The sequence below is a fragment of the Aquirufa sp. TARAVU-A1A genome (assembly GCF_054558675.1).
Genome location: NZ_JBPXKP010000007.1, coordinates 37,500 through 58,059, shown reverse-complemented (window position 1 = coordinate 58,059; position 20,560 = coordinate 37,500). Strand labels below are relative to the sequence as shown.

Genomic DNA, 20,560 nt, shown 5'->3' with positions numbered 1-20,560 from the left:
GCTTATTTCAAGGCTGCTAGTGTGAAAAAGGAAACCTCCTTTGCACCAGCAGCCTTTATTTTTTCTGCGGCGGCCAATAACGTTGCGCCGGTGGTCAAAGTATCATCCACGATCAAAATATGCTTGCCTCGTACGTCTGCAAGTACCTCAAAAGAATCTTTCAGTAAGTCAAATCGGTGAGAGCGATCTTGTCCGATGAGCGAATGGGATTGCAGGGATTTCTGTAGTCCAAGTGGGAGTATGGGAATTTGCAATCCCGAGGCGAGGCCATTTCCGATACATTCCGCTTGGTTATAGGTTCTTTCGCGTAGCCTTTTGGTATGCAAAGGAATGGGGATGACACAATCAACTTCTTGGAAAAAATGGAACTTTTTCAATGATTGACCTGCCCAAAATCCTAAGAACGACCCTAAGTCTTTAGCTCCTTTGTACTTGATTGCGTGCATGAGGTGCTGTACGCGTCCGCCAGCGGCAAAGATAAAAAAGGTTTGAACCTCTGAATAAGTAAATAAACCATCAAACTTCGCGCGTAGCCACCAGGGTGAATTATCCGCATAATCGACTCGCGCTAAGGAGATTCGGCAATAGGTGCATATAAAATCTTCCGACTCAAAAAGGGGGTCTTCGCAAGCGAAACAGAGCTTTGGGTAAAGCAATTGTAAAAAGGCATTAAACATCTGCAAAATATTTTTGTATTTAATTAAGTTTCAGTAATTTTGCACCCCTAAACGAGTACCTAGACAAATCATTGTCCAAGTATTTGATTATTAACAAACGGATTAAAAAATCATTTCATAATTAACCTTTTAAAATGGCACGCGATTTAAAATTCACTAGAAACATCGGTATTGCTGCGCACATTGATGCGGGTAAAACCACAACCACGGAACGTATCCTGTATTATGCAGGGGTTTCCCACAAAATTGGTGAGGTACACGATGGTGCGGCAACAATGGACTGGATGGAGCAAGAGCAGGAACGTGGTATCACGATTACATCTGCGGCGACAACAGTAGGTTGGAAATACCGCGATCAAGATTACCACATTAACATTATTGATACTCCAGGTCACGTTGACTTTACAGTAGAGGTAAACCGTTCATTACGTGTATTAGATGGTCTAGTATTTTTATTCTCTGCCGTAGACGGTGTAGAGCCACAATCAGAAACTAACTGGCGTTTGGCGAACAACTATAACGTAGCACGTATTGGTTTCGTTAACAAAATGGACCGTTCTGGTGCTGATTTCTTAAACGTGTGTAAGCAGGTGAAAGAAATGTTAGGTAGCTACGCTGTGCCATTGCAATTGCCTATCGGAGCTGAAGAAGGATTTGAAGGGGTAGTTGACTTGGTTAACTTCCGTGGTATCAAATGGAACGAGGCAGATAAGGGAATGACATTCACTGAGGTACCTATCCCAGATGATATGTTGGAAGAAGCAACAGAATACCGTGAGAAATTATTAGAAGCGGTAGCTGAGTTTGATGAGACGTTGATGGAGAAATATTTCGAAGATCCAGCATCTATCTCAGAAGATGAAATCTTAGCTGCATTACGTGCTGCTACAATTTCAATGAAAATCGTTCCAATGCTTTGTGGTTCATCTTTCAAAAACAAAGGTGTTCAAACAATGTTGGATTATGTAATGGCGATCTTACCATCTCCATTAGACAAAGAAGGCGTAAAAGGAACTCACCCAGATACAGGTGCTGAGATCTTGCGTAAGCCAAGTGAGTCTGAGCCATTCGCGGCTTTGGCATTTAAAATTGCAACGGATCCTTACGTTGGTCGTTTATGTTTCATCCGTGCTTATTCAGGTGGATTGGATTCAGGTTCTTATGTATTGAACAACCGTTCAGGCAATAAGGAGCGTATCTCTCGTATCTTCCAAATGCACGCGAACAAGCAAAATGCGATTGAGCGTTTAGGTGCAGGTGATATTGGAGCGGTAGTAGGTTTCAAAGACATCAAAACGGGTGATACCCTTTCTGATGAGAAACACCCAATCATCTTAGAAGCAATGGACTTCCCAGAGCCAGTTATCGGTTATGCAATCGAGCCTAAGAAAACGGCTGATGCAGATAACTTCTCAAAAGCGATCACGAAATTGATCGAAGAAGATCCAACTTTACAAGTTGAGTCAAACGAAGAGACTGGTCAAACGATCATCAAAGGTATGGGTGAGCTTCACTTAGAGATCATCATCGACCGTATGCGTCGTGAGTTCAAAGTAGAAGTTAACCAAGGTGCTCCACAAGTAGCTTACAAAGAGTCATTGACTAAGACGACAGAACACCGTGAGGTTTACAAGAAACAATCAGGTGGTCGTGGTAAGTTTGCTGATATCGTATTTGAAATCGGACCAAGAGAAGATGACAAACCAGGTTTAGAATTCGTTAACAACATCGTAGGTGGTGTTATTCCACGTGAATTCATCCCAGCGGTTCAAAAAGGATTCGAAGAAGCAATGAAAACAGGTGCTTTGGCTGGATACCCAATGGATTCAATGAAAGTTCGTTTATTCCACGGTTCATACCATGATGTCGATTCAGATTCATTATCATTTGAATTAGCAGCTCGTATGGGTTACAAAGAATCAGCAAAACAAGCAGGTGCTAAGTTAATGGAGCCTATCATGGCAGTTGACGTAGTTACTCCAGACGAATACACTGGACCTATCACAGGTGACTTAAACCGTCGTCGTGGTATCATGAAGGGTATGGATTCTCGTCAAGGAGCTGTTATCTTGAAGGCTGATGTGCCGCTTTCTGAATTGTTCGGTTACGTAACAGATTTACGTACGATGTCTTCAGGACGTGCAACAGCTTCGTTAACGTTCTCTCATTACGAATTCGTTCCGCAAAACATTGCTGACGAAGTAGTTAAGAAAGCAAAAGGATTGTAAGAAATTCTTTTAAAATAGCAAAAGCCCGGACTTCACAGTCCGGGCTTTTTTTGTGGATGGTGGGGGTAAACGCTGCCGGGGTCTGCGACCCCGGCAGCGTTACCGCTCAAAGCTACATAAAGCCAGTTGCAATTCGTCCCAGAAAACTGATTATTTTAAGCTACAAAATAACGCTTAAAGGCTTGAATTGGCAATTCGATCAAACGATATGATAAATAAGCGGATAAACTGAGTACCCCCAAGGGTACGATGTGATATGGCAATTCAGGAATAGAAATCCCTAATCGACCAGCCAACTGAAAAAACAAATCAGGCACCACCATGTGGTACAAATATAGCCCATAAGACATTTGGCCTATCATACCCAAAGGTTGAACTGATAAAACGCGCGCCCACAATCCGGGTTTCATCGCGTAAAATATTACTGCCACCGAAACCATCGACGTAAATGTCCTAAACAACAATTGGCGAATTAAATCCGCATCCGTATGTTTTAAACTCAACATCAAAAAACAAAATCCCACCGGGATTATCAACCGCTTAATCCATACCCCTATAACTACCTCATGACCTGCCCGCAGGTAATGGGCTAACAAAGCTCCCCAGGCAAAGGTATCTACACAGGAAAACATACTCACCCCCTGTCCTCCATCCACATGCACAGAGAAATAGCGAAATACGATCCCAAAACAAACCGTAAACCACAAGAAATAGGCGCGAAAACGCGTCGCCAACAGCAACACGCAAAACGGCCAAAGCAAATAAAATTGCTCCTCCACCGCTAAGGACCAATAAGGCGACAAGGCATCCGACCAATTGCCATGCAATTCAATCCAATAATTCACCAAATAGGTCCAATAATACCCAGGGTGCTCATAAAAATCCGTATGCAACACAATCGAAAAACGCTTCAAAACGAATAACAATCCTAAAAGCAGAAAATAAATGGGGAAAATCCGGAGTGCCCGGCGAACCACAAAATTCTTGAACGATCGAGCAAACGTCCCTAAGGTCTGCTGCTCCATCAAGATATTGGAAATCAAATAGCCGCTCAATACAAAAAACAGCGTCACCCCGATCGGACCATTCGGCATCACATTAATCCCCTGACCTTCAGGAAACCAATGATAAACCAAAACCAATAAAATCGCTAAGGCACGAACTCCGTCCAGTGCAGGGATGTACTTCATAGCAACAAAACTAAGTAAAACCTCTTATCCTTCCTATAACCGCTTCATCCCCGCAAAATATCTTTCGTCGAAAAGTTCCCAGATTATCAACGGAAGCATGTATTTTTGATTCGAATTTTTCTGATACCATGACAAAAATTATCGAGACCAAACATATTTCCAAACGCTACGTGATGGGAGAAGAGATTATTGATGCACTCAAAGACGTCACAATCTCTGTAAATAAAGGGGAATATGTTGCTTTCATGGGTCCCTCCGGATCAGGAAAATCAACCCTCATGAACATCGTCGGCTGCTTGGATACGCCCAGTACAGGTACCTATATCTTAAACGGCCAAGACGTTTCGACCATGTCGGAAAATGAGTTAGCCTCCGTGAGAAACAAAGAAATTGGTTTCGTTTTCCAAACGTTCAACCTCCTTCCGAGACAATCTGCCTTAGAAAACGTTGCACTTCCCTTAATCTATGCGGGATATTCCAAATCAGAACGCACGAGAATCGCCATGGAAGCGCTTAAAGGTGTTGGCTTGGACAATCGGGCCCTTCACAAACCCAACGAGCTCTCAGGAGGCCAAAGACAGCGTGTCGCTGTCGCGCGCGCTTTGGTGAACGATCCATCGATTTTATTGGCCGATGAGCCAACGGGTAACTTGGATACCAAAACGTCCTACGAGATCATGGACCTTTTTGATCAACTACACAAAAAAGGCAATACCATCGTCATGGTTACCCACGAAGACGATATTGCCCAATATGCCCACCGCATCATACGTTTACGCGATGGTGTCGTGGAATCTGACACCATCAATCAGAACGTACGGAAGGTCGAAAAAATCTAAACCTTTACCCGGTCTGTTCCATAAGGTGCGCGCTGCGTACGACGCAACAAACTATTGGCTTCCGTATTATTCACGAAATGCTCTTTCGAAGGATCCCATTGTAATTTACCGGGTACCTTCATCGCAATATGTGTAATTAAGCAAACCGTACACGCCCGATGTCCCATCTCGATTGGCGAAATAGGCTCCATGCGAGATTCAATACAATCCAACCAGTTGCCATGTTGGTCATCTGAATGATATAAATGCAATTCGTTTGGCCCTATCACCGATTCCAATATCTTCGGATCCGACGCATCTAATGCTTTGGCCTTCACTTTAGCCGTAGGATCACTTGCCGTAGCCGAATAATCACCCCGCGAAACAAAAATCCAGCCCTCGGATCCTTCATATCGAATTCCATTTTGGTAGCCCCCTGAAGTATACATGGTAATACCATTCGCATATTCTGCTTTGGCCATGAAATCCCCATGCACATTCCACAAACCTGATTTAGGAAACTCTGCCACAGCCTCCACCGAAATAGGTCCCGTGTATTCTGTATCCATTCCCCATGCCGCAGAATCGTAATGGTGCTGTCCCCAACCGGTGATCATACCCGCACCGAATTGCTCCATGCGCAACCAACCCGGTCGATCATAGCCTTTTTGCGGATGCACCGCGATTTCCGTGTAAGGCATATTGGGTGTAGAACCCAACCACATATCATAATTAAATCCTTTCGGGATAGGCATCGCAGGAGCAGCTGGTCCTGAAGGATCTCCAGGTAAACCCACCTTGACCGTATGCAATTTCCCTATCCGTCCGTTACGAACCAATTCCGCTGCGATTCGAAATTGCGATGTGGACCGCTGCTGCGTACCCACCTGCAGGATTCGTCCTGTCTTTTTAATTACCTCAGCCAGTTGACGCCCTTCATGAATCGTCAACGAAGTAGGCTTCTGCAAATAAATATCCTTCCCTGCCAATGCCGCTTCCATCGCTGGCTGTGCATGCCAAAAGTCGGGCGTACTAATCATCACCGCATCAATGTCCTTGTTCAACAACATTTCCCGGTAATCGTCATACATCTTCACATCGATGTAATTCGACTGACCTGTCTTCTTCATGTAATACTCTTCGACCAATTGTTTCGTCTCCTCCGTCCGATGACGATCTAAATCGCAGACTGCCATTATCCGAGCCTTGTCGAACTTCCAAGTTCCTGGCAAATCATGTCCACGAGCAATTCGCCCACAACCGATTTGACCAATATTAATCTTATTGCTGGGAGCATCTTTGCCACCCAACACATGCGCAGGAACAATCGTAGGAAAACCGAATGTTCCCACGGCACCTATCGCTAGGTTGTTAATAAAATTTCTCCTTTTCATGCTTTGATGGATATGTTGGTGGCATTTTTCTGCGCAATTAAGGCTAATTCCGTCGACAAGAAACAATGAGCCTGTGTCATTGCCGTTTCGGTACGATTCAATACATCGTCGACCAATAACTCGCCGTGCGGTAAATTCACATCCTTGCAATCGATGTATAAAGTCTCCTTATTATTCACGATGTACAAGTGGCTTCCCGTCCCATGTGGCGATGCAATATCTGTATTCTTACGCACCTCGATGTAGCCATCCGTTCCCAAAATAGTCAAGCGACCATCTCCCCAAGTATTCAAACCATCGGGCGTAAACCAATCCACGCGGATATATCCAGAACCTTTATTGCTACGCAACATCAAATCACCAAAATCTTGGAATTTCGGATACTGCGGATGGTAATGATTCGCGATTTGCGAAGCAACAACCTCACCTTGTGTTGATCCCGTAAAATGCAAAAATTGATCCACCTGATGGGATGCAATATCCGTGATGATTCCACCGTAATATTTAGTATCAAAAAACCAATCGGGTCTGGAATTTACACTCATCCGATGTGGCCCAGTTCCCAAGGTCTGCATCACCTTGCCTATTTTTCCCTGCGCAACCAATTGGCTTGCCAATTCCGTCGCTTTATTTTCAAAACGCTCGCTGAACGAAATCGAATAAATACGCTTGGTTTCTTGTTGGACCTTACGCACCTCCGCCAATTGCTCCAAACTAATAATCCCTGGCTTATCCACCATGTAATCCTTTCCGTGCTGCATGACACGAATTCCCAAAGGCGCACGCTCATGCGGTGTAATCGAACTCAATACCAGCTTGATTGTTGGGTCCTCCAAAACCTCCGCCTCACTCTTCACCAATTTGGCTTGCGGGTAACGCTTGGCAAAATCTTTGATTAAATCCGGCTCTTTAGCATAATAAGAAACAAATTCTCCTCCACCTCGTATGATGGAATTCGCCATGGTATAAATATGCCCATGATTAATCCCCACAACGCCAAAACGCAAACGTGGCGCCAAGATTTTTTCGGCTGAAGGTTTGACAAAAGAGGCCGTAGCGTCTTTAATCGTAGGCATAAATGCCAAACCACTTAATAAACTTGCGTCTTGAAGAAACTTCCGACGATTAGAGGAACTCGATTTCATGATTGAATAGTTTTTTTTAAACTATGTTTAAAAGTCAGACTTAGCTCAAACATACTGAATATTAAACACAAAAAAAGCTGTCCATTTCTGAACAGCTTTCTCTTATATAAAAAAATCTCAAACCTATTTTTTCTTCTCTTTAACACGAGCAGCTTTTCCTTGCTTACCACGCATGTAGAATAAACGTGCACGACGCACTTTACCACGACGCAATACTTCGATTTTATCGATGTTTGGTGACAAGATTGGGAAGATACGCTCAACACCAATTCCGTTAGATACTTTACGTACAGTGAAAGACTCACCAGCACCTGAATTCTTACGTTGGATAACCAATCCTTGGAAAACCTGGATACGCTCCTTGTTACCCTCACGGATTTTCACGTGTACATTGATTGTGTCTCCAGCTGCAAATTCTGGATGCTCAGCTCTACGCGTTGCGTTTTCTGCTTCTACAAATTTAATTAAATCACTCATCTGACTTTTTATTTTGTGTAATATCAGCACTCAGCGGTCACTTCGTACATAAAATTGCTGATTGGGTTGCAAAGATAGGAAAAATATTTCTTTCCAAAAACAATTGCTTACTTTTTACCTTTAATGGATTGAACAAAGCCAACAATCTCACTATGAAGATCTTGTGCTTGCCCCAATAACTTCACAAAAGCGCTACCAATAATCGCTCCAGCAGCTGATTCCGAAGCTTTCAAGAAACTTGCTCGATCCGAAATTCCAAAACCAATCAAGCGAGGATTTTTTAAATTCATTCCCTCAATCCGCTTGAAATAAGTTTCCTGGTCACTCGAAATTCCCGTTTTCGCCCCGGTCGTACTTGCGGACGAAACCATGTAAATAAAGCCTTTACTAATCGCATCTATTTGAGCAATGCGCGCATCCGTAGTTTGTGGCGTGATCAAAAAGATGTTATACAAACCGTATTGTTCGAAAATCGCTTGGTATTCCGACTCATATTCGGCCATAGGCAAATCCGGCAAAATCAAGCCGTCTACACCCACTTCCGCACATTTCTTACAAAACGCCTCCACCCCATATTGTAACACGGGATTGATATAACCCATCAACAAAACAGGTACAGAAACCGTTTGGCGCATATCTTTTAATTGCTCAAATAAATGCGCAACCGTCATGCCTTGATCCAAAGAAACCTGATTGGATTGCTGAATCGTTTCCCCATCCGCCACAGGATCCGAATAAGGCATCCCAATCTCAATAATATCCACGCCACCCGCTTGCAAGGCATTCAACACGGTCATCGTATCCCCGAAATTCGGGTAACCTGCCGTCGCATATACATTCAAAATAGGCTCCGTCGCCTCCGCAAATAATTTCGTAATCCGATTCATCCTAATCATTCAATTTTAAACGTTGCTGATACGTGGATAAGTCCTTATCCCCTCTTCCCGACAAATTCACCACGACAACTTCATTCGGCTTGGCGTTTAATTTGCCAAAGACCGCGAGCGCATGGGCTGATTCCAAAGCCGGAATAATTCCTTCCAACATCGAGCATTCCAAAGCAGCCTCCAAAGCCTCCTCATCCGTTATATCATAGAATTTTGCGCGGCCCGACTTAAACAAATGCGCATGCATCGGCCCAATGCCCGGATAATCCAAACCTGCCGAAATCGAGTAAGGCTCAATCACCTGTCCATCTTCCGTTTGCATCAACAAACTCTTGCTGCCATGCAAAACACCTGGCTTTCCTAGGAAAGTCGTCGCTGCTGAATGACCTGTACTAACTCCCTGACCCGCCGCCTCCGCTGCAATCAATTGCGTCCGAGGCTCATCCAAGAAATGATAAAAAGCTCCCGCCGCATTCGAACCACCACCCACACAAGCAATCACATAATCCGGATAATCCCGGCCTTCTTTTTCCTGCAATTGACTACGCATTTCTTCGGAAATCACCGACTGGAATCGAGCAACCATATCCGGGTAAGGATGTGGCCCTACCACCGAACCGATGATGTAATGCGTATCCACCGGGTTATTGATCCAGTGACGCATCGCCTCATTCGTCGCATCTTTTAAGGTCTTCGAGCCCGACTGCGCCGCAACAACAGTCGCTCCCAACATACGCATACGCGCCACATTAGGTGCTTGACGTTCGATATCAATCGCCCCCATGTAAACAATACATTCCATCCCCATCAAGGCACAAACCGTTGCAGTAGCTACGCCGTGTTGGCCCGCACCCGTCTCCGCTACGATCTTATTTTTCCCCAAACGCTTCGCAACCAAAATCTGACCAATCGTGTTGTTCACCTTATGTGCACCCGTGTGACAAAGATCCTCCCGCTTCAAATAAATGTTCGTATTGTACTTCGCCGATAAACGCTCAGCCTTGAACAAGGGGGTCGGTCGGCCCACGTAATCTTTTAACAAAGCATGAAACTCCTCTTGAAAAGACGGATCCGCGATAATATCCAAATAGCGACTGCGCAATTCTTCTACATTGGGATACAACATTTCCGGGATAAAGGCACCGCCAAAATCCCCGTAGTATCCACGCTCGTCAACTTGAAATGAATGGTTCATATATTTTGAGTTATTAACTTCACCTTTGTCAAATCCTTCAATGCTGGACTTGACTCTAATTTACTATTGAAATCCAAGGCATACAGCCCTGGCAATTTTTTCGCTTCTTCGATACTCGCCTCATCCAAACCTCCCGCTAGAAAATAAGGAATATCCAATTCATAAGCCTTTAAAATAGACCAATCAAATCGCTCCCCTGTTCCGCCTACTTGAGATCCCTTTTTCGTATCAAATAAATAATAATCGGGCTCCAAATTCAACACTTTAACATCCTCCTCCGTCGCCACACTGACAGCCTTGATCACCGTCAAACCCTCAGCACGCAAGGCATCAATCTCACCTTGCCCCTCATCGCCGTGCAATTGCACAACCTGAAATCCGGCCTTTGTAGACAATTCAATGATATTTTCGGTGGGCTCATTCACAAACACACCCACCGCCTTTGTCTTAGTCGGCAAGGCCGGGATAACAAAATCTTGCCCTACATAGCGAGGCGATTTGGAAGCCCATATAAAGCCCATATAATCCGGTTCGTAAGCCGCAACTGCTTCGATATTATTCAAATCCCGCATGCCACAAACCTTCCACTTCATATCCTATTGCTTTAAGAAATCTGATAATGCCTGACCGGGATTGCTCGTCTTCATAAAACTCTCACCGATCAAAAAGCCACGGTATCCATAAGCCTTCAACTCCTTGATAATTTCAGGACCTGAGATACAACTCTCAGAAACCTTCACAAATTGGGCAGGAATCTTATCCGCAAGGACTTTGGATGCTTCCACATTTTGCTCGGCAAAATTTTTCAAGTTGCGGTTATTCACACCTACAACGGAAATATAATCGCCCAACGAACGATCTAATTCTTCCTGGTCATGAACCTCCAACAAGGTTTCCATACCTAATGAACGAGCTAAGGTCCCTAAGGTTTTGATTTCTGCAGGACTTAATGCTGCCGCAATCAATAATACCACGTCCGCTCCCATCGATTTCGCCTCTACGATTTGATATTCATCGACCATAAAGTCTTTACGCAAAATAGGCGTATTCGGATTCGTCCGACGCGCTAAATCAAAGTCGGCATAGGTCCCACCAAAATAATCCGTATCCGTCAACACCGACAAGCAAGCCGCTCCTGCTGTCACATAACCACGCGTAACTTCATCAACGCCCATCGTATCATTAATGATGCCTTTGGAAGGAGACTTGCGTTTAAATTCCGCAATGATGCCTGTAGAAGCTGGCTGAACCAAAGACATGGCCAAGGAATGACAAGCCCGGGCAAAATAACCTTGCTTTTCCAGTGCGGAGATGGAAACGCGCGCTTTGGCAGCGGCAACTTCCGTACGTTTGGTGGCAATGATTTGATCTAAAATAGTCATAGCGCGATGCGATTAATCCATGATAAACTTCTTAAACACCTGGAATGCTTTTCCACTTTCTAATGACTCTTTGGCCATTAAAAATCCATCCGCTAACGATGGAGCTTTCTCTGCAACCCAAAGTGCCGCCCCAGCATTCGCCAATACCGCATTAGTTTGAGCAGCTGTCCCTTCGCGCTGTAAAATTTTATAAAGCATATTGGCCGATTCTTCCACATTCGCTCCTCCGAACAATTCCGATTGCTGCACATATTCACATCCTAATTCTGAAGGTTCATGAACTTGTCGGCCGGCGCGCGTCTCTAAACGAAAATTAGATGTCAACGAAATTTCATCATAGCCATCCTCCGCATAAACAATCCCAAATTTCTTGCTAGAATCTTTGAAAAAACCAGAATATAATTCAAAAACCTCAGGGGAATAAACACCTGTTAATTGCTTACTCACATTTGCGGGGTTCAATAAAGGCCCCAATAAATTAAAAAAGGTTTTCATTCCTAATTCTTTGCGAATCGGACCTACAAACCGCATGGCTGGATGGAACAAAGGCGCATGTAAAAAACACATGCCCGCAGTTTCCATTTTGCGCTTCAAGATTTTGGGATCATTATTGAATTTCAAACCCAAAAACTCCAAAACCGTGGAAGAACCTACCGATGAAGAAACCCCATGATTGCCATGCTTAGCAATCTTTTGGCCAGCACCTACGATTACAAACGAGGAAGTCGTACTTATATTAAATGTATCCTTTCCATCCCCTCCTGTTCCACAAACATCCATGGCATCGAACTCCGACAAATCAACTGTGACAGCTAAATCCAACATCGCCGAAACAAATCCCTTTAACTCTTGAACTTGAATCGGGTGATACCAATAAGATGATAAAAATGCGGCAATTTGACTAGGATTCACCCCGCCATTCCCAATTTGCAATAAAACCTCGTGCGCCTCTTGTTCTGACAACGCCTCACCACTCACTCTTCTTTCTAGAACCTTTTTCATTTTATTTTAACCAATTTTTAATCATTTGTAATCCGTGTTGGGTCAAATAGGCCTCCGGGTGAAATTGCACCCCACGTACATCGTATTGCTGATGCGCTTCCGCCAACACATAGCCCTTGTCATCTTGGGCTGTAATCTTCAAATCCTTTGGCATCGAGTCAGGGATTACCGTCCACGAATGGTAACGACAAACCTCAAAACGCGATGGAATATCCAAGAACAAACGCTCGGTCGGGTCAATCACTTGACATTCCGTCGTCACGCCATGCAAAACCTCTCCCATATTCTGTAATTGAGACCCAAAGGCCTCCGCGATCGCCTGATGACCTAGACAAACACCTAAAATCTTTTTAGTTGACTTATATTCTTTCAATAAATCCATCATAATTCCCGCCTCGGAAGGAATCCCAGGACCCGGAGAAAGAAGGATTTGGTCATATTTGCCCACTTCTTCTAAGCTAATTTTATCATTGCGAAATACATCCACATTCGCACCTAATTCCTTTAAGAGGTATACTAAATTGTACACGAAGGAATCATAATTATCTAAAACCAAAACGTTCTTCATGTCTTCTTATGCTAAGTTCTCCGCAACTTCCAATGCCCGACGCAAAGCTGCTAATTTATTATGTATTTCTTGCATTTCGCTGGCAACAACCGACTTCGCTACAACGCCCATTCCTGCTTGGAAAAATAAGGTATTTCCCTTGCTCAAAAAGGTCCGAATCGCAATGGCATGATTGAAATTTCCTTGAAAATCCATGAAACCAATCGCTCCGCCATAGATCGCTCGGTTTGTTGGCTCCAGCCGATTAATAATCGTCATTGCATTGTGCTTAGGCGCACCACTCAATGTCCCCGCAGGAAAGGTATCTGCCACTAATTGCAAAGGATTCACGCCCTTTTGCAAGCGACCTGTCACTTTGGATACCAAGTGAATGACATGCGAGAAAAATTGAACTTCTTTAAAGGTCTCCACTTTGACATGATCCGCACTCCGACTCAAATCGTTGCGGGCTAAATCAACTAACATCACATGCTCAGCCGTTTCTTTCGGATCTGCCAAAAGTTCTTGCGCTAATTCCGCATCCCGTGCATCATCTCCCGAGCGTCTAAACGTTCCAGCGATCGGATGAATTTCAGCGACATCTCCATCAATTTTAATTTGCTTTTCGGGCGATGCACCGAAAATACGGTATTGTTCGTAATCAAAGTAAAACAAATAAGGCGACGGATTCACGGAACGCAAAGCGCGATACACTTGAAAATCATCCCCTTTGAAACCTTGTGAGAAACGACGAGAAGGAACAATTTGAAATACATCACCGCGTAAACAATGCTTGATACACGTTTCCACAATCTCCTTCACTTGCTCATCGTTCAAATTACTTACTTCCTCACCTACACGTTCGAATCTTTCCGAATCGTAATGCGGCATGTTCAACAAATACGTAATCGTATCAAAAGAAGGTTCAGACCCGTCGTAACTATGCGCATAAAGCGACATTTGGTTGTTGAAATGGTTCACCGCAACCACATATCGATACACATAATAGCGAATCGATGGAATTTCTGTTTCTGGATTTTTTGCTTGAATCTCGATATCCTCAAAATAGGTTACTGCATCATAAGAAATATGGCCAAACAAGCCATTCGCCATCGGCGAATCCCCTTTTTCTTTTTGGAAATCAAAACGATCCGCGAAAGCTTTGAGAGCTTGAACAGCATCCCGACGATTCGTTAAGGTGAAATTTTCCAGCGAGCCGTCAGGGAATTTTTGGGTAACCTTCGAATCGGTTAATTCGAATGAAGCAACCGGATCAAAAGCGATATGTGAAAATCCATGTTCCCGGCCGTGGTAATCCGCCGATTCCAGGATGACGGAATTCTTGAAGTTTTTACGAATCTTCATGAAAATACCGATAGGCGTAAGGGTATCCGCCAATTGGGTTTTTCTCGCAGTTCGAATTTGTATTGTAGACATGTTTTCTAGGGACAAAATTAAAAAAAGGCTTACTGAGAACAGCAAGCCTTTCGTAAACATATCATGTACACACAGCAAAACTGTTCAAGGAAATATTAGCCTTGCCACCAGTTTTTGTTGTATGCTGCTTTTGTCATCTTGGTATTAATTTGATGCAAATGTAAACTGAAATCTCTTAATTCAAAATTTTAGCCGATTAAATCCCACAAATTTCCATATAAATCCTCGAATACGAGCACTTTACCATATTCTTCAAGCACCGGACCACGGACAATTTTGATGTTGTGTTTGAGCAAATTTTGATGGTCTTTTTCAAAGTCATCCGTATGTAGAAACAAGAAAACTCGGCCACCTGTTTGATTGCCCACACGAGAACGCTGTTCGTCCGTTGCGGCTTTGGCCAATAGCAATTGACAAGAGCCTTCACCCGAAGGTTGGACCAGCACCCAGCGTTTCACATCACTTAGCCGCGTGTCTTCCACCAAAGTAAAACCGAGTTTTTCGGTATACCAAGCAATTGCTTCGTCGTAGTCGGCCACCACAAGGGCGATGTGCATGAGGCGATGGTTCATAGTAAAAAGTCCAAAGTCCGGAGGGAAAGAGTCCGGAGGGGTTTAGTTTTAGTTTTCGTCGCGACCCACGAAGTTGAATGGGCTGATTAATTTCAATTCGGCTTTAATGGCATCTGAAACGGCTAGGCCGTCGATGAAATTATGGAAGACCGTTTGGTCAATTTTTCCGTGGTGACGTGTCAAATCCTTCAGCGCCTCATACGGTTTCGGGAATGCTTCACGACGTAAAACCGTTTGAATCGCTTCCGCAATTACCACCCAGTTATCTTCTAAGTCTTGTTGGATTTTGCTGTTATTCAATTCCAATTTCCCTAAACCACGTTGCAAGGAATTCAACGAAATCACGACATGAGCCAATGGCGTTCCTACATTACGAAGAACCGTCGAATCCGTTAAATCACGCTGTAAACGGGAGATAGGTAATTTCGCCGACAAGAATTCAAAGAAAGCATTTGCCATCGCGAAGTTCCCTTCCGCGTTTTCGAAATCGATTGGATTGACTTTATGCGGCATCGCTGAAGATCCGATTTCGCCAGCTTTGATTTTTTGCTTGAAATAGCCCATCGAAATGTACTGCCAAATATCGCGAGACAAATCAATCAAAATCGTATCCAAACGCTTTAAGCCGTCAAAATAGGCTGCCAAATTATCGTAATGCTCGATTTGAGTCGTGTATTTCGAGCGCGTAATACCTAGATTTGCATGCAAGTTGGCAGCAAATTCCGGCCAGTTAATCTCCGGAAAAGAAACTTGATGCGCATTGAAATTACCTGTCGCCCCGCCGAATTTACCCGTAAACGGCACTTGAGATAATAAGTCTAATTGGCGATTTAAACGCTCAACAAAAACCTTAATTTCTTTGCCTAAACGCGTCGGAGAAGCGGGTTGGCCATGGGTATGGGCCAACAAAGGAATCTCTTTCCATTCGGTCGCATAAGCATCCAACGTCGCAACAACTGCCTGATAAGCAGGCAAAATCACATCGCGATGCGCCTCCGCGATGGAAAGCGGAATCGCGGTATTATTTATATCTTGAGAAGTTAGGCCAAAGTGGATAAATTCAACATAAGGAGTTAAATCGCCTGGCAAGGCCAACATCCGATCTTTGATGAAATATTCAACTGCTTTCACATCGTGATTGGTTACCTTTTCGGTTTCCTTAATCCATTGCGCGTCTGCTTCGGAGAAGTTGGTGTACATCGCACGCAAGGCTCCATAATGTTCTTTGGGGAAACTTGCTAAAGGAGCTAAAGGAATTTCACACAAAGCGATGAAATACTCAATTTCTACACGAACACGGTATTGGATTAGGCCAAACTCAGAAAAATACGGAGCGAGTGATTGGGTTTGGCGACGGTAACGACCGTCAACGGGCGAGATCGCCGAAAGCAGATTTAATTCCATAAGTTCTATTCAAAGCGCAAAGGTACAACATTTTAAAAATTTATCTGTAATTTCAAGCATGTTACAGCCTAGATATCTTTCGGTCATATTAGCATTGGTCATCGCCATCGTAACGACGGCTTTTTTGTCATTTATTCCGAGCTCGGATTTAGTCACGATGACAATCGGGTTTTTAACCTGTTTTATTTTCGGAGGAGTGCTCATTTATTTTGCCTTGGACTACTTGGTATTCCAAGAAGTAAACTCCCTATATGATCGTATTAAACAGATTAAAAAGAAGGATTTCAGCGTAACACCGCGCAAACAACTTGTTGAAAAAGAAAACCCAATCGAATTATTAAAGAAGGAGTTGAACGTATATGTCGCGACGAAAGAGGGTGAAGTACAAGATTTGAAAAAGGCGGCTAAATACCGACAAGAGTTTTTGGCGGATGTTTCGCATGAATTAAAAACACCCATTTTTGCAGCTCAAGGTTTTGTTCATACGCTCTTGGACAATCCGGATGAGGACCTGGAAATCCGGATGAAATTTCTAGAAAAGGCGGCGAAAAGTTTGGACGGCTTAGATAATTTGGTGCAAGATTTATTAACCGTTTCCCAAATCGAAACCGGTGCGATCAAGATTGAGAAAAAGAAAATTAATCTACGCCCATTAATTGAGGAGATATTTGAACAGGTAGAAGCGAAAGCAAAAAAACGGGATGTCAAACTTAAACTCATAGCCCCCAAAGGCGAAATTCAGGTAAAAGCAGATACCCAACGAATTTCTCAAGTCATCATGAACTTGGTCGTGAATGCCATTAAATACGGGAATGAAAAAGGCCTTGTTCAGATTATCATCACGGAGAAGAAAAAGGCTTACACAATATCGGTGGTGGACAATGGCCCTGGTATTCCAGACGAACATTTACACCGAATTTTTGAACGCTTTTATCGGGTAGATAAAAGTCGGGCCAAAAACTCCGGCGGAACAGGCTTAGGACTTTCCATTGTCAAACACATCGTTCAGGCACACAACAGCAAGATCTCCGTACAATCCGAAGAAAATAAGGGTACTCGGTTCGAGTTTAAGTTGGAGAAAGCCTAATTTATAACCCTAGGCTTCAGCCTAGGGAATTGGACTAAACCGCCCCTTCAGTCAAACGCTCTGCGTTTTCCGCAATCCGCAATTGCTCGATAAACTCACCAATCTCCCCATCCATTACGGTAGGCAAATTGTAAACCGTTAAACCGATACGGTGATCCGTCACACGGCCCTGTGGATAATTGTAGGTACGAATTTTATCGGAACGGTCGCCAGACCCAACCATGGATTTCCGACTACCTGCAATTTCCGCATTACGTTTAGCTAACTCAATTTCGTATAGTCGAGAACGTAATACTGTCATCGCTTTATCAAAGTTCTTGATTTGCGAACGCTCATCCTGGCATTGAACAACTAATCCGGATGGAATGTGAGTCACACGAACAGCTGAATAGGTAGTATTAACCGACTGCCCACCCGCACCAGACGAACAGAACGTATCTTTCCGGATGTCATTCATATTGATCTGCACATCCACCTCGTCAGCTTCTGGCATAACAGCGACAGTCGCTGCAGAGGTGTGTATACGACCAGCAGATTCCGTAGCAGGAACACGCTGAACGCGGTGAACACCTGATTCAAATTTCAATTTGGCATATACATCTTCTCCTTGAACGGAAACAATCATCTCTTTATAACCGCCAGCAGTTCCTTCTGTGTAATCCATAATCTGGAATGTCCAGCCCTGCTTTTCCGCAAAACGCTGATACATCCGGAATAAGTCTCCTGCAAAAATGGACGCCTCATCTCCTCCGGTACCCCCACGAATCTCCAAGATACAGTCTTTGGAATCATTGGGATCTTTTGGAATCAACATCTCCTTCAAAACCTCCTGCATTTCCTTTTCTGCCGGAACCAATTCTTCTAACTCCGCTTTCGCCATATCACGGAAATCTTCATCCTTTTCAGTGGCAATCACCGACTTAGCTTCTTCGATGGATTTCAACAAATTTTGGTATGTCATGTATTGCTCGACGATTTTTTGCAAGTCCTTGTATTCCTTACTTAACGTCTTGAATTTCTTTAAGTCGGAAACAATTTCCGGCATCGCAATTTGTTGTTCTACTTCGATGAATCGTTCTCGGATGGCTTCTAGCTGCTCCAGCATGTCTAATCGGGGTTAAAAAATCTCCGCAAAGATAACAATTAAATTCATTGGCCTTTCTGCTCAAGATGAATACCTTTGTTCTTTCGCCCAGAACCCATGAAAAAATACCTGATAATCTTTCTTGCTTTCACTGTTTATGCCTGTGACTTTTCCAAACGAATTGACACCACAGCAGCTGTAAAAGAAATGCGCGAACGTCAAGTCAAGCGTGTATTGCCACAAGATATCGTGAATCAGGTGGATGTTTGGGGGCAGGAACTTCAAGCAAATTTGGCAAAAGGCCAGGTTGCGGACACATTGAGTTCAAAAAATAAGGTAAGCATTCAATCCGGGAGCATCGAAACACTCAAAAAATCTGTGAAAGATTCCAAAATCAATGAAATGCTTGATGCTATAGCCTTTGGCTTAAGTCAAAAACAAGATATTCCTGCAAGTATTCAGAAAAACAGCTCAGGCGACAGCCTATACTATATCTACCCCACAAAAGATGGAAACGTTACGCTGATTGGCTTCAGCAAAAAACAAGTGATTATTCAAATGGATAAGCCGCTGATTAAATAGAATTGGATTTTACGAGCGCCAACATATTCTTATAGATTTCCTGCATTTCCGGTCGCGTCATAAAGGCTTGTTGGTCAAACACCACCCGTGAATCACTCAATTTCGCAATATCTTGATCAGCGTGTAAGGTCTGGTTTGCAAAAAAGGCTTGCACATAATTTTGAACAACGCCTTGAATCAAGCTTTTGTCTAATTCAATCGATTCTAATAACTCTTGAGCTTGTTGCCAAAGTTGTTGCGTAAACAATCCAGCCATCAGCATCGCCAAATGGATTTTCTTGCGCTCATCTCCGCTCACTAAATAGATGGATTTCGAAATATCTTTGGCCAAATGGACCAAGGTTGCCTCCGTTTCTTCGACCAATACTTCAATACAAATCGGCACATTCGATAAACTAATTTTCCGTTCGGCCTGTAAATGCTGAACGGGGAACAACACGCCAACTTGATTTGTGCTTTCGCGCAAGGGGTCGTATTGCATCATAGATTCCGTCAAGGAAACGGTTCCTGCGACCAACACTAAAGTCGCATATTTGGGCAATAATAATTCAGGTAACACCTGCGGATAGGCCGACTCTGGCACACAAAGGAAAAACACAGTGGAGCTTGATTCCGAAAAATCCAAATGCTCTTGAACGCGGGCATTATACAAATAGCTAACTAAATCGCGTGCTTTCTCCGGGTCCCGACTGAAAACTTCTTGAACACTATTTCCAGCATTTTCCAACGCTTGCGATAAATGCCATGCCACGTGCCCCGCACCGATAAATGAAATTTTAATCATTACTGAATTTTTTCGTGTTTCGCCCCGACGAAGGGCATCCATTGATTATCCAAAATTCCGGAAAAATTTCGCAAAAACATAACGAAGGAAGGTTTGAACGGTTGGCGTGCCAAATGCATCCCTGCTTCTTCTGGTGTTTTATGCCCTTTTTTTGAATTACAATATTTACATGCAGTCGTCAAATTGTCCCAAGACGTTCTTCCTTGGCGTGATTTGGGAATCACATGATCTAAGGTGAGGTGGTCGGGGGAGCCACAATATTGACAACGATTTCCGTCGCGCTTAAAAATATTTTGACGGGTTAAAACAACCCCTTTGTAGGGAAAATACACATAGCGATTTAAACGAATGACGGAAGGAAAAGGAAATGATTGCGAGATGGAATGGAGTCTTTCTGTGCTTGACTCAGCAATAAGCTCGGCTTTATTGAGGTAAACCAGCAAAAAAGCTTTGGGCATAGAACAAATTGTCAATGCACTGTAATCTTGATTAAGGACTAAAACTTTCTGACTCATAGACATCCAATTTTATAAGGTAATCCCTGCGCAAATCCATCACATGCTTTAAAGTTACAGAAAATAATCAACTGATAAACAAGGACTTGCCACAAAAATTTAACCTCGATTGTTGAGATAAAAACGGCATTTTGAGCCCTTTTTAGTAGATTT

The 20,560-nt window shown here is 43.5% G+C and carries 21 protein-coding genes; 4 read left to right on the top strand and 17 right to left on the bottom strand.

What is annotated here, in order from left to right; genetic code table 11:
• Positions 1 to 2 precede the first annotated feature (2 nt).
• A complete protein-coding gene (locus V7S75_RS10295) occupies positions 3 to 677 on the bottom strand; it encodes a ComF family protein (protein WP_459513644.1) in 675 nt (224 codons plus the stop codon).
• Between the two features lie 134 nt (positions 678 to 811).
• Between V7S75_RS10295 and fusA the strand changes: the two genes are divergently transcribed.
• On the top strand, positions 812 to 2,905 hold the full coding sequence (fusA, locus tag V7S75_RS10290) for an elongation factor G (protein ID WP_459513642.1): 2,094 nt from the start codon (positions 812 to 814) through the stop codon (positions 2,903 to 2,905).
• A 155-nt stretch (positions 2,906 to 3,060) separates the two neighbouring features.
• Here the strand turns inward: fusA and V7S75_RS10285 are convergent, their stop codons facing one another.
• Complete coding sequence (locus V7S75_RS10285; protein ID WP_459513641.1) at positions 3,061 to 4,095, bottom strand: acyltransferase family protein; 1,035 nt, start codon at positions 4,093 to 4,095, stop codon at positions 3,061 to 3,063.
• Between the two features lie 128 nt (positions 4,096 to 4,223).
• Here V7S75_RS10285 and V7S75_RS10280 point away from each other — a divergent pair, with 128 nt between their 5' ends.
• On the top strand, positions 4,224 to 4,934 hold the full coding sequence (locus V7S75_RS10280) for an ABC transporter ATP-binding protein (RefSeq protein WP_377976653.1): 711 nt from the start codon (positions 4,224 to 4,226) through the stop codon (positions 4,932 to 4,934).
• On the opposite strand, the gene V7S75_RS10275 is transcribed toward V7S75_RS10280, so the two are convergent.
• The 12 genes from V7S75_RS10275 to purB form a co-directional block, all read right to left on the bottom strand.
• On the bottom strand, positions 4,931 to 6,307 hold the full coding sequence (locus tag V7S75_RS10275; protein ID WP_459513638.1) for a Gfo/Idh/MocA family protein: 1,377 nt from the start codon (positions 6,305 to 6,307) through the stop codon (positions 4,931 to 4,933). The genes V7S75_RS10280 and V7S75_RS10275 overlap by 4 nt on opposite strands.
• Positions 6,304 to 7,452, bottom strand: coding sequence for a Gfo/Idh/MocA family protein (locus V7S75_RS10270; protein WP_459513637.1), 1,149 nt, complete (start codon positions 7,450 to 7,452; stop codon positions 6,304 to 6,306). The genes V7S75_RS10275 and V7S75_RS10270 overlap by 4 nt, the downstream gene beginning before the upstream one ends.
• Positions 7,453 to 7,575: 123 nt before the next feature.
• A complete protein-coding gene (gene rplS, locus V7S75_RS10265; RefSeq protein WP_377976650.1) occupies positions 7,576 to 7,929 on the bottom strand; it encodes a 50S ribosomal protein L19 in 354 nt (117 codons plus the stop codon).
• Positions 7,930 to 8,036: 107 nt separating this feature from the next.
• The gene (trpA, locus tag V7S75_RS10260; protein ID WP_459513635.1) at positions 8,037 to 8,816 is read right to left on the bottom strand and encodes a tryptophan synthase subunit alpha; all 780 of its coding nucleotides are present in this window, start codon (positions 8,814 to 8,816) and stop codon (positions 8,037 to 8,039) included.
• A 1-nt stretch (position 8,817) separates the two neighbouring features.
• On the bottom strand, positions 8,818 to 10,011 hold the full coding sequence (gene trpB / locus V7S75_RS10255) for a tryptophan synthase subunit beta (RefSeq protein WP_459513634.1): 1,194 nt from the start codon (positions 10,009 to 10,011) through the stop codon (positions 8,818 to 8,820).
• Positions 10,008 to 10,604, bottom strand: a complete 597-nt coding sequence (locus tag V7S75_RS10250) for a phosphoribosylanthranilate isomerase (RefSeq protein WP_459513633.1) — start codon at positions 10,602 to 10,604, stop codon at positions 10,008 to 10,010. Before V7S75_RS10250 ends, trpB begins: the two co-directional genes overlap by 4 nt.
• 3 nt (positions 10,605 to 10,607) lie before the next feature.
• Entirely contained in the window at positions 10,608 to 11,393 is a 786-nt protein-coding gene (trpC, locus tag V7S75_RS10245) for an indole-3-glycerol phosphate synthase TrpC (protein ID WP_459513631.1), read from the bottom strand.
• A 12-nt stretch (positions 11,394 to 11,405) separates the two neighbouring features.
• The gene (trpD, locus tag V7S75_RS10240; RefSeq protein WP_459513629.1) at positions 11,406 to 12,395 is read right to left on the bottom strand and encodes an anthranilate phosphoribosyltransferase; all 990 of its coding nucleotides are present in this window, start codon (positions 12,393 to 12,395) and stop codon (positions 11,406 to 11,408) included.
• 1 nt (position 12,396) lies between these two features.
• Positions 12,397 to 12,963, bottom strand: a complete 567-nt coding sequence (locus V7S75_RS10235; RefSeq protein WP_377976644.1) for an anthranilate synthase component II — start codon at positions 12,961 to 12,963, stop codon at positions 12,397 to 12,399.
• 6 nt (positions 12,964 to 12,969) lie between these two features.
• On the bottom strand, positions 12,970 to 14,379 hold the full coding sequence (locus tag V7S75_RS10230; protein WP_459513627.1) for an anthranilate synthase component I family protein: 1,410 nt from the start codon (positions 14,377 to 14,379) through the stop codon (positions 12,970 to 12,972).
• A gap of 188 nt (positions 14,380 to 14,567) precedes the next feature.
• Positions 14,568 to 14,951 (bottom strand): VOC family protein, encoded by a 384-nt coding sequence (locus V7S75_RS10225; protein ID WP_459513625.1) that lies wholly within the window; start codon positions 14,949 to 14,951, stop codon positions 14,568 to 14,570.
• A 48-nt stretch (positions 14,952 to 14,999) separates the two neighbouring features.
• Complete coding sequence (gene purB, locus V7S75_RS10220) at positions 15,000 to 16,355, bottom strand: adenylosuccinate lyase (protein ID WP_459513623.1); 1,356 nt, start codon at positions 16,353 to 16,355, stop codon at positions 15,000 to 15,002.
• Between the two features lie 58 nt (positions 16,356 to 16,413).
• Between purB and V7S75_RS10215 the strand changes: the two genes are divergently transcribed.
• On the top strand, positions 16,414 to 17,442 hold the full coding sequence (locus V7S75_RS10215; RefSeq protein WP_377976640.1) for a sensor histidine kinase: 1,029 nt from the start codon (positions 16,414 to 16,416) through the stop codon (positions 17,440 to 17,442).
• A gap of 34 nt (positions 17,443 to 17,476) precedes the next feature.
• Here the strand turns inward: V7S75_RS10215 and prfA are convergent, their stop codons facing one another.
• Entirely contained in the window at positions 17,477 to 18,547 is a 1,071-nt protein-coding gene (gene prfA, locus V7S75_RS10210; RefSeq protein ID WP_459513621.1) for a peptide chain release factor 1, read from the bottom strand.
• A 96-nt stretch (positions 18,548 to 18,643) separates the two neighbouring features.
• On the opposite strand from prfA, the gene V7S75_RS10205 reads away from it, so the two are divergent.
• Positions 18,644 to 19,108 (top strand): hypothetical protein, encoded by a 465-nt coding sequence (locus V7S75_RS10205; protein WP_459513620.1) that lies wholly within the window; start codon positions 18,644 to 18,646, stop codon positions 19,106 to 19,108.
• Here the strand turns inward: V7S75_RS10205 and V7S75_RS10200 are convergent.
• Positions 19,101 to 19,892 carry a DUF2520 domain-containing protein gene (locus V7S75_RS10200; RefSeq protein WP_459513618.1) on the bottom strand — a complete coding sequence of 264 codons (792 nt, stop codon included), beginning with the start codon at positions 19,890 to 19,892 and terminating at the stop codon, positions 19,101 to 19,103. The two genes, V7S75_RS10205 and V7S75_RS10200, sit on opposite strands and share 8 nt — an antisense overlap.
• Positions 19,892 to 20,407 (bottom strand): HNH endonuclease, encoded by a 516-nt coding sequence (locus tag V7S75_RS10195; protein ID WP_459513617.1) that lies wholly within the window; start codon positions 20,405 to 20,407, stop codon positions 19,892 to 19,894. The genes V7S75_RS10200 and V7S75_RS10195 overlap by 1 nt, the downstream gene beginning before the upstream one ends.
• Positions 20,408 to 20,560: the final 153 nt, after the last annotated feature.

Coding starts and splice junctions, on each gene's coding strand:
- V7S75_RS10295 (WP_459513644.1), bottom strand. CDS start 677: ATGTTTAATGCCTTTTTACAATTGCTTTACCCAAAGCTCTGTTTCGCT.
- fusA (WP_459513642.1), top strand. CDS start 812: ATGGCACGCGATTTAAAATTCACTAGAAACATCGGTATTGCTGCGCAC.
- V7S75_RS10285 (WP_459513641.1), bottom strand. CDS start 4,095: ATGAAGTACATCCCTGCACTGGACGGAGTTCGTGCCTTAGCGATTTTA.
- V7S75_RS10280 (WP_377976653.1), top strand. CDS start 4,224: ATGACAAAAATTATCGAGACCAAACATATTTCCAAACGCTACGTGATG.
- V7S75_RS10275 (WP_459513638.1), bottom strand. CDS start 6,307: ATGAAAAGGAGAAATTTTATTAACAACCTAGCGATAGGTGCCGTGGGA.
- V7S75_RS10270 (WP_459513637.1), bottom strand. CDS start 7,452: ATGAAATCGAGTTCCTCTAATCGTCGGAAGTTTCTTCAAGACGCAAGT.
- rplS (WP_377976650.1), bottom strand. CDS start 7,929: ATGAGTGATTTAATTAAATTTGTAGAAGCAGAAAACGCAACGCGTAGA.
- trpA (WP_459513635.1), bottom strand. CDS start 8,816: ATGAATCGGATTACGAAATTATTTGCGGAGGCGACGGAGCCTATTTTG.
- trpB (WP_459513634.1), bottom strand. CDS start 10,011: ATGAACCATTCATTTCAAGTTGACGAGCGTGGATACTACGGGGATTTT.
- V7S75_RS10250 (WP_459513633.1), bottom strand. CDS start 10,604: ATGAAGTGGAAGGTTTGTGGCATGCGGGATTTGAATAATATCGAAGCA.
- trpC (WP_459513631.1), bottom strand. CDS start 11,393: ATGACTATTTTAGATCAAATCATTGCCACCAAACGTACGGAAGTTGCC.
- trpD (WP_459513629.1), bottom strand. CDS start 12,395: ATGAAAAAGGTTCTAGAAAGAAGAGTGAGTGGTGAGGCGTTGTCAGAA.
- V7S75_RS10235 (WP_377976644.1), bottom strand. CDS start 12,963: ATGAAGAACGTTTTGGTTTTAGATAATTATGATTCCTTCGTGTACAAT.
- V7S75_RS10230 (WP_459513627.1), bottom strand. CDS start 14,379: ATGTCTACAATACAAATTCGAACTGCGAGAAAAACCCAATTGGCGGAT.
- V7S75_RS10225 (WP_459513625.1), bottom strand. CDS start 14,951: ATGAACCATCGCCTCATGCACATCGCCCTTGTGGTGGCCGACTACGAC.
- purB (WP_459513623.1), bottom strand. CDS start 16,355: ATGGAATTAAATCTGCTTTCGGCGATCTCGCCCGTTGACGGTCGTTAC.
- V7S75_RS10215 (WP_377976640.1), top strand. CDS start 16,414: ATGTTACAGCCTAGATATCTTTCGGTCATATTAGCATTGGTCATCGCC.
- prfA (WP_459513621.1), bottom strand. CDS start 18,547: ATGCTGGAGCAGCTAGAAGCCATCCGAGAACGATTCATCGAAGTAGAA.
- V7S75_RS10205 (WP_459513620.1), top strand. CDS start 18,644: ATGAAAAAATACCTGATAATCTTTCTTGCTTTCACTGTTTATGCCTGT.
- V7S75_RS10200 (WP_459513618.1), bottom strand. CDS start 19,892: ATGATTAAAATTTCATTTATCGGTGCGGGGCACGTGGCATGGCATTTA.
- V7S75_RS10195 (WP_459513617.1), bottom strand. CDS start 20,407: ATGAGTCAGAAAGTTTTAGTCCTTAATCAAGATTACAGTGCATTGACA.